Origin of the sequence: Anaerotruncus sp. 80 (genome assembly GCF_009936115.1) — a bacterium.
In the GTDB taxonomy this organism is placed as follows: Bacteria; Bacillota; Clostridia; order Peptostreptococcales; family Anaerovoracaceae; genus Senimuribacter; species Senimuribacter intestinalis.
Window position 1 is genome coordinate 45,813 of record NZ_QWES01000003.1, and the last position, 12,489, is coordinate 58,301.

12 protein-coding genes are annotated in these 12,489 nt (G+C 45.6%); 10 read left to right on the plus strand and 2 right to left on the minus strand.

The features are described from left to right. Positions 1–6: 6 nt before the first annotated feature. On the plus strand, positions 7–1,044 hold the full coding sequence (locus D1155_RS02525; protein WP_160200850.1) for an ABC transporter ATP-binding protein: 1,038 nt from the start codon (positions 7–9) through the stop codon (positions 1,042–1,044). Further along, a complete protein-coding gene (locus tag D1155_RS02530; RefSeq protein WP_330588326.1) occupies positions 1,031–2,017 on the plus strand; it encodes an oligopeptide/dipeptide ABC transporter ATP-binding protein in 987 nt (328 codons plus the stop codon). Before D1155_RS02525 ends, D1155_RS02530 begins: the two co-directional genes overlap by 14 nt. Positions 2,018–2,079: 62 nt before the next feature. Here D1155_RS02530 and D1155_RS02535 read toward each other — a convergent pair whose 3' ends face one another. Next, the gene (locus D1155_RS02535; RefSeq protein WP_160200851.1) at positions 2,080–4,068 is read right to left on the minus strand and encodes a sigma 54-interacting transcriptional regulator; all 1,989 of its coding nucleotides are present in this window, start codon (positions 4,066–4,068) and stop codon (positions 2,080–2,082) included. Positions 4,069–4,253: 185 nt separating this feature from the next. Beyond that, positions 4,254–5,285: an aminopeptidase gene (locus D1155_RS02540; RefSeq protein ID WP_160200852.1), complete on the minus strand. Its 1,032-nt coding sequence runs from the start codon at positions 5,283–5,285 to the stop codon at positions 4,254–4,256. A 167-nt stretch (positions 5,286–5,452) separates the two neighbouring features. Here D1155_RS02540 and D1155_RS02545 point away from each other — a divergent pair, with 167 nt between their 5' ends. From D1155_RS02545 to scfB, 8 genes are all read left to right on the plus strand, one after another. Continuing rightward, on the plus strand, positions 5,453–6,859 hold the full coding sequence (locus D1155_RS02545; protein ID WP_160200853.1) for a Sapep family Mn(2+)-dependent dipeptidase: 1,407 nt from the start codon (positions 5,453–5,455) through the stop codon (positions 6,857–6,859). A 54-nt stretch (positions 6,860–6,913) separates the two neighbouring features. After that, entirely contained in the window at positions 6,914–7,762 is an 849-nt protein-coding gene (locus D1155_RS02550; RefSeq protein ID WP_160200854.1) for a D-alanyl-D-alanine carboxypeptidase family protein, read from the plus strand. After that, the gene (locus tag D1155_RS02555) at positions 7,749–8,672 is read left to right on the plus strand and encodes a hypothetical protein (protein ID WP_160200855.1); all 924 of its coding nucleotides are present in this window, start codon (positions 7,749–7,751) and stop codon (positions 8,670–8,672) included. Before D1155_RS02550 ends, D1155_RS02555 begins: the two co-directional genes overlap by 14 nt. A gap of 73 nt (positions 8,673–8,745) precedes the next feature. Beyond that, positions 8,746–9,456 carry a polymer-forming cytoskeletal protein gene (locus tag D1155_RS02560; protein ID WP_160200856.1) on the plus strand — a complete coding sequence of 237 codons (711 nt, stop codon included), beginning with the start codon at positions 8,746–8,748 and terminating at the stop codon, positions 9,454–9,456. Positions 9,457–9,458: 2 nt separating this feature from the next. Then, positions 9,459–9,965 (plus strand): polymer-forming cytoskeletal protein, encoded by a 507-nt coding sequence (locus tag D1155_RS02565; RefSeq protein WP_160200857.1) that lies wholly within the window; start codon positions 9,459–9,461, stop codon positions 9,963–9,965. Positions 9,966–9,971: 6 nt separating this feature from the next. After that, positions 9,972–10,862 carry a polysaccharide deacetylase family protein gene (locus tag D1155_RS02570; RefSeq protein WP_160200858.1) on the plus strand — a complete coding sequence of 297 codons (891 nt, stop codon included), beginning with the start codon at positions 9,972–9,974 and terminating at the stop codon, positions 10,860–10,862. Positions 10,863–10,971: 109 nt separating this feature from the next. After that, positions 10,972–11,115, plus strand: a complete 144-nt coding sequence (gene scfA / locus D1155_RS02575; protein WP_160200859.1) for a six-cysteine ranthipeptide SCIFF — start codon at positions 10,972–10,974, stop codon at positions 11,113–11,115. Between the two features lies 1 nt (position 11,116). Beyond that, positions 11,117–12,487, plus strand: a complete 1,371-nt coding sequence (gene scfB, locus D1155_RS02580; RefSeq protein WP_160200860.1) for a thioether cross-link-forming SCIFF peptide maturase — start codon at positions 11,117–11,119, stop codon at positions 12,485–12,487. Positions 12,488–12,489 lie beyond the last annotated feature (2 nt).

A 12,489-nucleotide genomic window follows, 5' to 3' on the forward strand; every position in this document is an offset into this window, starting at 1 on the left:
GAAATTATGTCAGAACATCTTTTAGAAGTAAAAAATTTGCGAACCAACTTTGCGACCGGCGGCGGAATTGTGCAGGCGGTTCGCGGTATAGATATTTATGTGGATTCTGGCGAATTTCTTGGCATTGTAGGAGAGTCAGGATGCGGAAAGAGCGTGACTATGATGTCTATCATGCGTCTTCTGGCAGACAATGCGGCAGTACGTGCGGATGCGCTGGAATTTGACGGCAGAGATATTCTTTCACAAAGTAAAAAGGAAATGAAACGGATTCGGGGAAACGAGATTGGTATGATATTTCAGGATCCTATGACTTCTTTGAATCCGCTGTATACAGTGGGCAATCAGTTGATGGAGCCCTTGAGAGTACATAAAAAGCTGTCCAAGGCACAGGCCAAGGAAAAAGCCATCGAAATGCTGCGGCTGGTTGGCATCAATGAGCCGGAAAAACGAATGAAACAGTATCCTCATGAAATGTCAGGGGGTATGCGCCAAAGGGTGATGATTGCTGTGGCGATGTGCTGTGATCCGAAAATACTGATTGCTGACGAGCCGACTACAGCCCTTGATGTGACCATACAGGCGCAGATTATGGAGTTGATGCAGGAGTTGAAGGAAAAGTTTTCGACATCTGTTATTTTAATCACCCATGATTTGGGTGTAATTGCCCAGGTCTGCACTCGCGTAGTGGTTATGTATGGTGGGCTGATTATGGAAGAAGGTTCTTTGGATCAGATTTTCTATGAAACAAAGCACCCGTATACAATGGGGCTTTTGGAGTCAGTACCCCATAGTGATACGATGGGAAGCGGCACCTATGAAAAGCAGAAGCTGAAACCGATTCCGGGAAGTCCTCCGGACTTAATGAATCCGCCGAAAGGCTGTCCTTTTGCAGCACGCTGTGAAAATGCGATGAAAATCTGCAATATGGCGCCGGCAGAATTGACGACAGTAGCAGAAGGTCATCGCGTAGCCTGCTGGCTCCTTCATCCGCAGGCAAATCGAGGAAAAACCATGGAGAAGGAGGACGCAAGTGAACGAGAATAAGCCTTTAGTTGAAGTACAGGGATTGAAAATGCATTTTTCAGTGGCTGGAAAGGGTTTCGGAAAGAAAAGCAAGCAGACATTGAAAGCGGTAGATGATGTGACCCTGTCTATTCCTGCCGGAACTACCTTTGGATTGGTAGGAGAATCTGGCTGCGGAAAGACTACCGTTGGCAGAACAATATTGAAGTTATACAAGCCTACCGGCGGAAAAATTTTCTTTGACGGGCAGGATATTACCGATTTATCGGAAAAGGAATTTTCACCGTATCGGAAGGATATGCAGATGATTTTTCAGGACCCTTATGCATCGTTAGATCCGAGGCAGACAGTCAATGAAATTATCGGTGCGCCGCTGCTGGTTCAGAAATTAGTTGCTTCCAAGAAGGAGCGAGATGAAAGGGTTAGGGAACTAGTGCATATGGTCGGATTGAAAGATGACCATATCAACAGATATCCTCATGAATTTTCTGGCGGACAGCGGCAGCGTATCGGTATTGCCAGAGCGCTGGCTTTAAAGCCTCGGTTTATTGTCTGTGACGAACCGATTTCGGCGCTGGACGTATCCATTCAAGCACAGGTTGTCAATATATTAGAGGACTTTCAGGAAGAAATGGGGTTGACCTATTTGTTCATCTCCCATGACCTTTCTATGGTTCGACATATTTCCCACAGGGTAGGCGTGATGTATTTGGGACATTTGGTAGAAGTGGCAGATGTTGCAGAACTGTTCGAGAACAAGAGACACCCATATACCCAGTCCCTTATGTCTGCGGCGCCTGTGGCAGATCCGAAAAAGTCAGCGGACAGCAAGCGAATTATTTTAGAGGGCGATGTTCCCTCACCTATGAATCCTCCGAGCGGGTGCCCGTTTAGAACCCGTTGCCGCTATGCAACTGCAGAATGTGCGCAGGCGATGCCTCCTCTTACAGATATCGGAAACAACCATCAGGTTGCCTGCTATCACATGCTGTAATAGCAAACCATAAAAGGAGACGGCCTAAAGACTGTCTCCTTTGCTGTATCCCCAAAAGCGGATTAATGCTTTTCGCTGGAATCAGAGGTTAGCAGAGAGGAACCTTTCTTTGTAATTCGCATTCCATGTCTGCCTTTTCCTATTTCAATAAGACCATCCTGCTGAAGCTGATTGAGTATAGGGCGCAGCGCTCTGTCGCTGAGATAAAGTCCCTGCTTTTTCAGAAGCTCCGCCAGACCCGTTCGACCGATGCCGTGGGAAATTTTGGTATTTTTTCTGATTAGCTTTAGGATTTCTATCTGCACCTCAGCCGTGGAAGGACAATCCTCCGGCACAGAGATTTCCTCATAGAGATATTCGGGAAAAGAGGAAAGGGTCTTATAATAGGTGCAGAAGTTTTCCAGCTCTCGCACGTTTCCGGGCCATGAATAAGCAGTAAGCTGCCGAAGTTCCTGTGGGGTCAGATTATCATAAGATGTGCCGAGAAAGTACTTGAGCAAAGGAATAATGTCTTTCATTCTTTTGCGGAGAGGAGGAATCCGAATGGGAAGCACATTGAGACGGTAAAACAAATCGCTGCGGAAAGTCTTCTCCTGGACTGCCTGCTTTAAATCTCGGTTTGTCGCTGCAATTAAGCGCACATCAATGTTGATGATGTGGTCTGTACCTATTCTCATGACCTGCTTTTCCTGAATGACCCTCAGCAGCTTGGACTGCAGATTCGGTGATATGTCGCTGATTTCATCAAGAAAAATCGTTCCGTGGTTTGCCTGCTCAAACAGCCCTGCCTTTCCCTTCGCAATGGCGCCGGTGAATGCGCCGGGTTCATATCCGAACAATTCACTCTCTAAAAGATTTTCCGGAAGCGCTGCACAATTTACTGCAACAAAGGGAGCATTTGCTCGCTTTGAGGCGTTATGAATGGCCTGCGCAAAGACTTCCTTGCCTGTTCCGCTTTCACCATAAATCAGCACCGTGTGCTCTGTTAATGAGATTAGCTTTGCAGTCTGAATGGAGTTTTGAATCTCTTCCGACATGTGGACGATATCCTGAAAATGATATTTTGCCACATATCCTTTTTGCAGGTTGACTTTATTGACGGGAAGCAATTGACTTTTTTCTTTCAGAACAACAAAATATCCTATGACTTCGTCGATGAGTTTTATCGGGTATTTGTCGTAGTAATAATCTGTGCCATTTATTGTCGTGTAAGGATTTCCTGATTCGCTGTCGAGAGAATCCTTTAATTCTACTAATTGGCCTGCATCTAACAGACTGCTGTGATCTTTTCGGGAGATGCCCTCGACAGGGTCGTTTGCGTAAATGATGTTCATATGCTGGTCTGTCAGAAATACGCAGGACTTGTTGGAATTTGTTACAAAACTCAGGGTCTGCGTTTTTAAATACTCATAAATGTAATTTGTATTGAAGATAGTATCCGGTTCTGCCAGTGACTGCATGTATCGGAACAGGTTGCGATTAACGACGCTGTTATCCAGATCCAGGAGTTTCATCAGTCTGAACATGGTATCAAAGCTGACCTTACGGTAGCCAATGTCGATAATGTTCTTAATATGTGCCGGTACAAAATGCTTTTCGGAAGGAGTAACAGCAAGGGACAAATCGTCATAAATCGTCGTATGTGCAAGCTCCTTATCAAAGGGAACAAAGTTTAAATGGCTGATTCCAAGCTCGTAAAACATGTTCACCGTATTTACGGCAGTGCTGTAAGAGTCGTTGACGACCAGTACATTTGTATCTGCGGGGATATCCTGGAGGGTAATTAGTACACTCTGCTCAATACTCCTGCCCATCTTGATTACATTACTGAAATCTGCAACGCATTCTTTCGCTTTCTGAAAGACTCTTGCATCAACGGCAAGAAAAGCGTCGGCATGAAGGATTTCGTTTTCTTTTAAATCTGCCATAAAGCAGTTTTCGAAAACAGCATAATCACTGAATACTGAACGCAGATTGTCGTAGATGAATTCGCTTGCGGGGGTGTTGACGGAATCTTTCGAGTTTCTATAAAGAATGATTACTTTTTTCATGGGCAGCATACTCCTGTGGGTTTTCATATTGTTGATAAAAGTATACTATATTTAATGACAGGGTGCAATGTGATTGAACTGAATTGAACTTATTTCTGCCTCCTGACCTAGAAAAATATGGGCTGCCTCCATGAACGAAAAATAATTGTTCATGGGGGCAGCCCGTGTTTTTAAGATTTTTAGATTTATACTGTTGGATCCAGTTTCTTTAATTCTTCATCAACGATAACGCCGTCTTCCATAATCAGCTTACCATCGAAGTAGATGGTGGAGTTGAGGCAGATACCGTCGGTGTGGGAAGCGGCAGGCTGTCCGATTGGAGGTGCTTCAATTGCGCTGACGTAGCCGATACCCCATTCTGTACATCCCCATACACGTTCGTCTTCTACGACATTTCCTGTCAGCTTTGCACCCGGATTGAAGCCGTAGGCGATATGTGCCATTTTCAGCATACCTTCATCGTCAAAGCCTTTCAGGAATTTTTCATATTCAGAAGCTTCGCGGCCGCCTTCGATTTTTACGATAACGCCGTTTTCTACAGTCAGTTCAACCGGCTGAGAAGGCACGTGTCCGAATGGTGGGGTAATTGTACCGTCGAAAACGATTTTTCCGTTGATGGTACCGAACTTGGGAATGACATTGAGCTGGCCTGGGCACATGTGAAATCCAGGAACGTCAGCTTTGCCGCAGTCTACGGCTACAGTGTGAGATGGATCTAAAACAAAGCTTACGTCGGTTCCTGCAGGCGTAGTGACACGCATTTCTTTTACCTGTCTCTGGCGAACGCCGAAGGCCTCCATAAATTCTTTCAGCTGTGCAGTGTTGATGTCACCGATTGTTCTGATTAGAAGCTCTGGTGAAAAATCGACCAGACACATGTATCTGAGTTTTTTGTTCTTATCCATTGCAATTTCAAATGGAGTTGAGTACAGCAGCCACTGTTCATTGAACTCAATCCATACGTCAGCTTCAGATAGAGCAGCAGTTAAAAGCTCTACTGGAATATCAGGGTCGGCAGCTTTGCCAACACCCTTTGGTGTTGCAATCGTGATGACGGCTGGAAAGCCGCCTACGCTGTGTACTGCAGCGGCAACCGCCTGAATCAGAACCGGATTGGATTTCGTGTCAGCTGTGATAGCGACCGTTTCTTTCTCCTTTACGCCGAAAACCTCGCGGATCAGCTTATCGGCAGCTTTCTGTAATTCAAATTCTAACATGATGTGTCCTCCTTTTTGACGCATAATATGGTCTCATTATAGCTGGAGCTTTTTTCTGTTTCTTTAGAATAATTTTAAATCGAACCTTCTTTTTTTGTAGTCAGTACAATGAAAAAAGAGCCATACTCTTATAAAATCTTTACAAAACTATCATAGGGAGGATTGCGATGAAAGCGGAAGATTTCGTAAAGAAAAACAGAGAACAGATGATAATGGATATCAAAGAATTTTCAGCGATTCCAAGCATTTTAGATGAAGAAACGAAAGGGGAGGGAAGACCTTTTGGGCAGAAAGCTGCGCAGGCTCTTACATGGATTTTGAACAAAGGAAGATCCATGGGAATGGAGGTGAAAAACTTTGACGGCTACGCCGGAGAAATGACGGCAGGCGGAGGCGATCGGCTGATTGGAATTTTGGGTCATGCAGATGTGGTGGCGGCAGGAGAAGGCTGGCATACGGCGCCTTTTGAAATAAAGGAGATAGATGGCAAGCTGTACGGCAGGGGTACTTTGGATGATAAGGGTCCAATTATATCTTGTCTTTATGCAGTCAAATATCTGATGGAGGAGAATCTGATTCCAGCGGAAACGGCGATTCGGATGATTATCGGTTGTGATGAGGAGGAAAACTGGAGATGTATTGAGCACTATGCGAAAAAGGCAGACCGGATGCCGGACTGCTCCATCGTGCCGGATGGAAACTTTCCTCTGATTCACTGCGAAAAGGGTCTTCTGGATGTGGACTTTTCCTATGAAACGGACGGGGACATTGGCTGTCAAATTGCAGTGGAGTCTCTTTACGGCGGAGCAGCCAAAAACGTAGTACCGGGAAAAGCACATTGCACCTTGCGGTGTCCGGATACAGAAACCGCTGCAAACCTTACTGCGGTACTGAATGCCTTTGAACATATCTGCGCGCAGCAGGAACATTGCAGCATTTTCGTGACCGTTTCGGGAAAGAGCACTCACGCCATGTCTCCGGAAAAAGGTTTGAACGCCATCAGTCTGATGATGAAAACCCTGGAAGAGGTCAGTGCAGAATTTGATATAGCGCCGGTATATAAAACCTATAATCAGTATATCGGCATGACCTATTATGGAGAAAAATTTGGCTTGAATTTTGCGGATGAAGCTTCCGGCAAACTGACTTTTAATGTGGGAACCATAGCGTTAGAATGCGGAAAACTTACTTTTGGCGTCAGTGTCAGATATCCTGCCACTGTGGATAAAGTCAAGGTGTTTTCAGCAGCCGAAGAGACCTGCAGACGCGCAGGGATGAAAATGGATATGACAAGTCATATGAACGGGCTGTATGTGGATGCTGGATCGGACTTTATTGGAGTCCTCATGAATGCTTATCAGAAGATTAGCAGGGACTATGAGTCCCTTCCAATTGCTATTGGGGGTGCAACATATGCGAGAACGATTCCGAATGCAGTGGCTTTTGGACCGTTATTTCCTTATGAGGAGGAGTTGGCCCACGAAGCAGATGAATTTCTGGATTTAGAAAGTCTGGATAAGATGACGCTTATCTACATCGAGGCGCTGAAAGGGCTGCTGACAATGAAAAAATAAACCAGTCATATTTCTCCCATCCTAAAATAGATTAGGTATGGGAGATTTTTTATTATGAAGAAAATATTGATTATCATAGGAACGATATTAGGATTTGCGCTGGGCGCTATGATCTTTGGCTATATTGCAGAGCCGGAGGGTGAAGCGGCGGCTGCAGATATGGTACAGCCGCCGACGATAAGCGCCAAGCAGGCGATTTTAATTGACGGAAAAAGCGGCGAGGTGCTTTTTGAGAAAAATGCAGACGAAAAAGGTTATCCTGCCAGCACGACGAAGATTATGACTGCTCTTGTGACTTTGGACGTCTGTGAACAAATCGGCGCAGGCATAGATACGACAGTGAAAATTCCGGAGGAAGCAGTAGGCGTGGAAGGATCTTCCCTGTATTTGAAAAAAGGAGAAGAAAGAACGTTGGAAAATCTGCTTTACGGTGTAATGCTCAGATCGGGAAACGACGGCGCCACAGCACTGGCTGCTATTATGGGCGGAAACACAGAACACTTTGTACAACTGATGAATGAAAAGGCGGAGAAACTAGGCTGCACCGGGACCAATTTTGTTAATCCCAGCGGGCTTTATGATGATAACCATTATACGACGGCACGAGATCTTGCGACCATCGCAAAAGAGGCCATGCAAAACAAGATTTTCCGGGAAATAGTGGGTGCAAAGTCCTGGGAAGAATACCATAACAAAAACAAGACGGTGTTTCAGTATGAGGGCGCCACAGGGATTAAAATCGGATTTACCAAGATGAGCGGAAGAACACTGGTAGCATCATCTAAGCGACAGGATACGGAACTGATTTGCGTGGTATTATCTGATGGAAACTGGTTTAATGACGCTTATGCGCTGATGGATTATGGGTATGAAGTGAGGGGGATTGAGGATGAAGAAAAGTAGATGTATTGATGCAGGACGTCAGGGATGCCCTTGTGCGCTGGCAGAATGCGGACAGTGTCTGATCTGCGCAAAGCTGCGCGGTGGAACGTGTCAGGAGTGCAGCTGGCAGGGCACCTGTATTTATTCTCTGTATGAACAAAATGGCCGCAGCGTGATTTTAAGCCGCAAGGATAGGCTGCTTAAAATTAAGCAGATCAAGACCTACAGCGATGATTTAAAAGTCTTTGTTGTCGAGGCTGACCGCGGATTCTGCCAAAAGGCACAGACAGCAGGAGCGTACGTGTTTGTGCGGGCCGAGGATGGGGCAAAATGGTATGATGCGCCAATCTCTGTTCTAAAAGCGGAACCGGAAGCGGGACTTTTGCATCTTGGTATTTGCCGGTGCGGTCCGAAGAGCAGCAGCATCTTTCAGGCGGAAAAAAATCTGTGGATTCGAGGCGTATATTATAATGCCCTTTCAGGTTTTGGCGCGCTTAGGGAAAATGCACAGGAAGCTTTTGTCTATGCAAAAGGCATTGCGATTGCGCCGCTGCGCAACTTTCTGGATGGCGGGAAGCGGTATAGCAGATGGCTTGGGCAACTGCACGTCTATGTTGATTTGGAAAAGGTAGGCTTTGATTTCTTTCACGACTATTTTGGGGATTTGCCGGCAGAAGCAGTTGAAGTGCGGGACTTTGCCAAGGAAGGTCTTTGCTCTTTAGATGATTTGGATCATATGGAGGAAAGTGATTCTCTCAATGTGTTTGCATTGACTTCACCATATTATGCCAGTCAGGTCGAGAGAGCAGCAGGAAGCAGCATTGTACGACCGGTAGAAGGAAATATGTGCTGTGGTGAGGGGATTTGTGGAGCTTGCACTTGCACAGATGAGATGGGACGCACCGTGCGCAGGTGCAAAATAAAAGAGTAGAAAAAACGATTATAAGTGAAAAGCTGTCGATATATGTAGAATCTAATTGAACTTGGGCGAAAAAGATGATAAAATGGCAGAGAGAATAGACATAGCAGAAGTCAGAAAAGTTGAGGAAATTTTCATGTCATCAATTTCGAATTTTACACAGGCGATGAAAGAACTGACCGGATTTGACGATGAAACGTCAAAAGAAAAAGTTAAGACCGCCGAAAAGCGTGAGGATTTTGCGCAAGATAGAGATAAGACCAGCGAGCCATTTCGGATGCCGCAGATGGAACCGCGTATCAGACCGCAGATGGAAATTCTTGTGCCTGAATTTAATCAGGAGGCAGGAACTGTCATCAGCAGCAGCATGGTGATTACCGGCAATATAGAAGGGGCGGACCAAGTAAAGGCAAATGGATGTATTTTTGGCGATTTGAATACGACATCGTCCGTCATCGTCAATGGAAAGATAATCGGAGATGTTGCCACAGAAAGTCTGGCGGTAAGCGGTAGTATTAAAGGTGCTGTGAAGGTCAGTTTAGATGCGCGCATTGAACATGCGGCAGTAATTGTGGGCGATATCAAGTCGGCGAATTTGCAGACAAAAGGAAAAGTAAAAGGCAATCTGGAAATCAAAAACGTCGTTGATATTACGGAAAGTGCTGTGGTCGTGGGAAACATTGATACTGGGGAACTGAATTCCGAGCGAGGTTGCGTCATCAATGGCAATGTGACAACGAGGAATACCCGCAGCTTTACTTTTGATGAAGAGCAACTTTTTAGTATTGGAGAGTAAACATGGAAGAAGAAAAGAAACAGCAGACAGAATACGAAGAACCAGTACAGGAAGAGACTGCTGAAGAGGAAAAAAACCATGAGGGCGTGCTGCCTATAGATGAGACCGGTGTGATTGCAGCGAATACCAAGGTGACGGGCGATATTGTGACTCGTGGGCACCTAATGATATACGGAGAGGTAGAAGGCAATGTAACAGCAGCAGGAAACATCACTGCAACAGGCAGGATTTCGGGTGATATCGCCTGCAGTAATCTGAAGCTGACTGGCTGCCAGCTGAAATCTAATCTCACCGTAAAAGAAAATATCCTGATGGATGCAGACTCCAAAGTGGAAGGGAGAATTTTCTGCAGTGTGCTTTCCGCAGACGGCACCATTAAGGGAAATATAGAGGCGACTTCGGAAGTGCAGATCCACAGCAGCGCCAGCATTACAGGCGGAATTCGCACAAAATCTATCTCTGTTGATGCAGGGGCACAGCTCCTGGGAAGTATGCAAGTGGTTCGGTAAATAAATATGGAAGGCAGATTTTCAGTAAGATTTTTTAAGCGACTTATTACATTTACAGTGCTGGGCATCCTTCTCATCTTGACGGTGGCGGTCATCGTGCTCTCTGTGAGAGTGACGGCATTGTCTGCAGAAGCTGGCAGTGGCACAGATTCTGGCGGAAACGAAACCCAAAACGCAGATTCTGCGCTGATTGTTGAAGAGGAGGCACTTCCTTATCAGGAAAAGTATGCATCACTTTATATTCGGGATGAATTCCGGCAGGCAAAGGCGAAGTCAAAAACGGTATACCTGACCTTTGATGACGGACCTTCTCAGACGTGCACGCCAGAGGTGCTGGACATTCTGAAGGAACACAATATTAAAGCGACCTTTTTTGTAGTAGGTAAGATCAGCGAAAATAGAGACATTGTACAGCGGATTATTGATGAAGGACATACTATCGGTATTCACACGTATACTCACTCCTACGAATACGTTTATCAGTCGATGGACACTTATCTTGCGGATTTTGAAAAACTCTGGACAGAGCTTTATGAGGAATTTTCTTATCGGGCAGAAATTTTCCGTTTTCCAGGCGGTTCTGTCAATACTTATAATTATACACTTTGTCAGCAGATTATCGCGGAGATGTACAGGCGTGGGTTTGTGTATTTTGACTGGAATGCCTCTGCAGAGGATGCGGCATCAGGAAATCCGTCCAGCGATGTGATTGCAGAACGAATCTTAAACGGCGTGCATAATGCTGACAGAAGTATCGTACTGATGCACGATAGTGCCAGCATGGGATCCACCGTGGAGGCACTGCCTGAAATTATCGAGCAGCTGCAGGATGAAGGTTATGCTTTTGATAAGCTGGACCGGAGTGTAAAACCCATTACTTTCTCTTATTTAAAATAAATGGGCAGACTTTGCCGTGTGTGCGGTGATACGGGACTTGACAGTGTGCCGCACCATAAGGTAAAATAAGAAAATAGTGAAAGATTACAAATAGAAAGGTAGATATAAAATGAAAAGAATCAAGACAATCGAAACAAGAAACTTAGAACAGAGCATGAAGAACGGTGGCTGTGGCGAATGCCAGACTTCTTGCCAGTCAGCTTGCAAAACTTCCTGCGGTGTAGCAAATCAGGAGTGCGAGAAGAAGAACTAAGATGATACACCAGTATAAACTAAACGGATACAATATCGTTTTAGATGTTTATAGCGGTTCGGTACATGTAGTGGATGATGTTGCGTATGACATCATCCATGATTTCTTTTCTGAGGAAAAAGAGACGCTGGTCGCAAAGATTTTGGACAAGTACGCAGGCAAAGCTGATGTAACCCGGCAGGAAGTGCTGGAAGTCATAGACGATATTGAAACGCTGCAGGAGCAGAGAAAACTTTTTACAGAAGATATCTACGAACCAAATGCTTACGATTTGAAGAATCGCCATACGGAAGTAAAGGCGCTTTGCCTTCACGTTGCGCATACCTGCAACTTAAACTGCAGCTATTGCTTTGCAAGCCAGGGGAATTTTAATGGTGAGCGGGGACTGATGTCCTTTGAAACAGGAAAGCAGGCGCTGGATTTTCTCATCGAGAATTCCGGTGACAGACGGAATTTGGAAGTGGACTTTTTTGGCGGTGAGCCTTTGATGAACTGGCAGGTGGTGAAGGATCTGGTTGCGTATGCCCGCAGCGTGGAGAAACGGCATGGAAAAAATTTCCGCTTTACGCTGACCACTAACGGTGTAGGTATTGACGATGATGTCATTGCATTTGCAAACAAGGAAATGCACAATGTAGTGCTCAGTCTGGACGGACGCAAAGAAGTTCACGATCGACTGAGAAGAACAGCATCTGATGAAGGCAGTTACGATTTGATCGTGCCGAAGTTCCAGAAGCTGGTTGCGGCAAGAGGTGGCAAAGGCTACTATATGAGAGGAACCTTTACCCATAATAATGTAGATTTTACAGAAGACATTTTCCATATGGCAGACCTGGGCTTTACGGAGCTTTCCATGGAACCGGTGGTATGTCCGCCGGAGGATCCTTTTGCGCTGACGGAAGAGGATTTGCCGAAGCTCTTTGAACAGTACGAAATTCTGGCGACGGAGATGATTCGCAGAAAGAAAGCGGGAAGCGGGTTCACTTTCTACCATTATATGATAGATTTGACTCATGGACCTTGTATTTATAAGCGAATTTCCGGCTGCGGCTCGGGAACGGAGTATTTTGCTGTGACGCCGTGGGGCGACCTATACCCGTGCCACCAGTTTGTCGGCGATGAAAAGTACAAGATGGGTGACATTTGGAACGGCATTACAAACGAAGAAACTCGTCAGGATTTTAAGATGTGCAATGTCTATGCCCGTGAGGAATGCAGAGACTGCTGGGCGCGTCTTTATTGTAGCGGCGGTTGCGCAGCTAACGCATATCACGCAACGGGTTCCATCAAAGGCGTCTACGACTACGGATGCAAGCTTTTTAAAAAGCGCATGGAATGTGCGATCATGATGCAGATTGCAATGATGGAATAAAA

What these genes read in the sequence shown, in the direction of transcription:
- D1155_RS02525 (WP_160200850.1), top strand. Translation starts at nt 7, where the DNA reads ATGTCAGAACATCTTTTAGAAGTAAAAAATTTGCGAACCAACTTTGCG.
- D1155_RS02535 (WP_160200851.1), bottom strand. Translation starts at nt 4,068, where the DNA reads ATGAAAAAAGTAATCATTCTTTATAGAAACTCGAAAGATTCCGTCAAC.
- D1155_RS02540 (WP_160200852.1), bottom strand. Translation starts at nt 5,285, where the DNA reads ATGTTAGAATTTGAATTACAGAAAGCTGCCGATAAGCTGATCCGCGAG.
- D1155_RS02545 (WP_160200853.1), top strand. Translation starts at nt 5,453, where the DNA reads ATGAAAGCGGAAGATTTCGTAAAGAAAAACAGAGAACAGATGATAATG.
- D1155_RS02550 (WP_160200854.1), top strand. Translation starts at nt 6,914, where the DNA reads ATGAAGAAAATATTGATTATCATAGGAACGATATTAGGATTTGCGCTG.
- D1155_RS02555 (WP_160200855.1), top strand. Translation starts at nt 7,749, where the DNA reads ATGAAGAAAAGTAGATGTATTGATGCAGGACGTCAGGGATGCCCTTGT.
- D1155_RS02560 (WP_160200856.1), top strand. Translation starts at nt 8,746, where the DNA reads ATGGCAGAGAGAATAGACATAGCAGAAGTCAGAAAAGTTGAGGAAATT.
- D1155_RS02565 (WP_160200857.1), top strand. Translation starts at nt 9,459, where the DNA reads ATGGAAGAAGAAAAGAAACAGCAGACAGAATACGAAGAACCAGTACAG.
- D1155_RS02570 (WP_160200858.1), top strand. Translation starts at nt 9,972, where the DNA reads ATGGAAGGCAGATTTTCAGTAAGATTTTTTAAGCGACTTATTACATTT.
- scfA (WP_160200859.1), top strand. Translation starts at nt 10,972, where the DNA reads ATGAAAAGAATCAAGACAATCGAAACAAGAAACTTAGAACAGAGCATG.
- scfB (WP_160200860.1), top strand. Translation starts at nt 11,117, where the DNA reads ATGATACACCAGTATAAACTAAACGGATACAATATCGTTTTAGATGTT.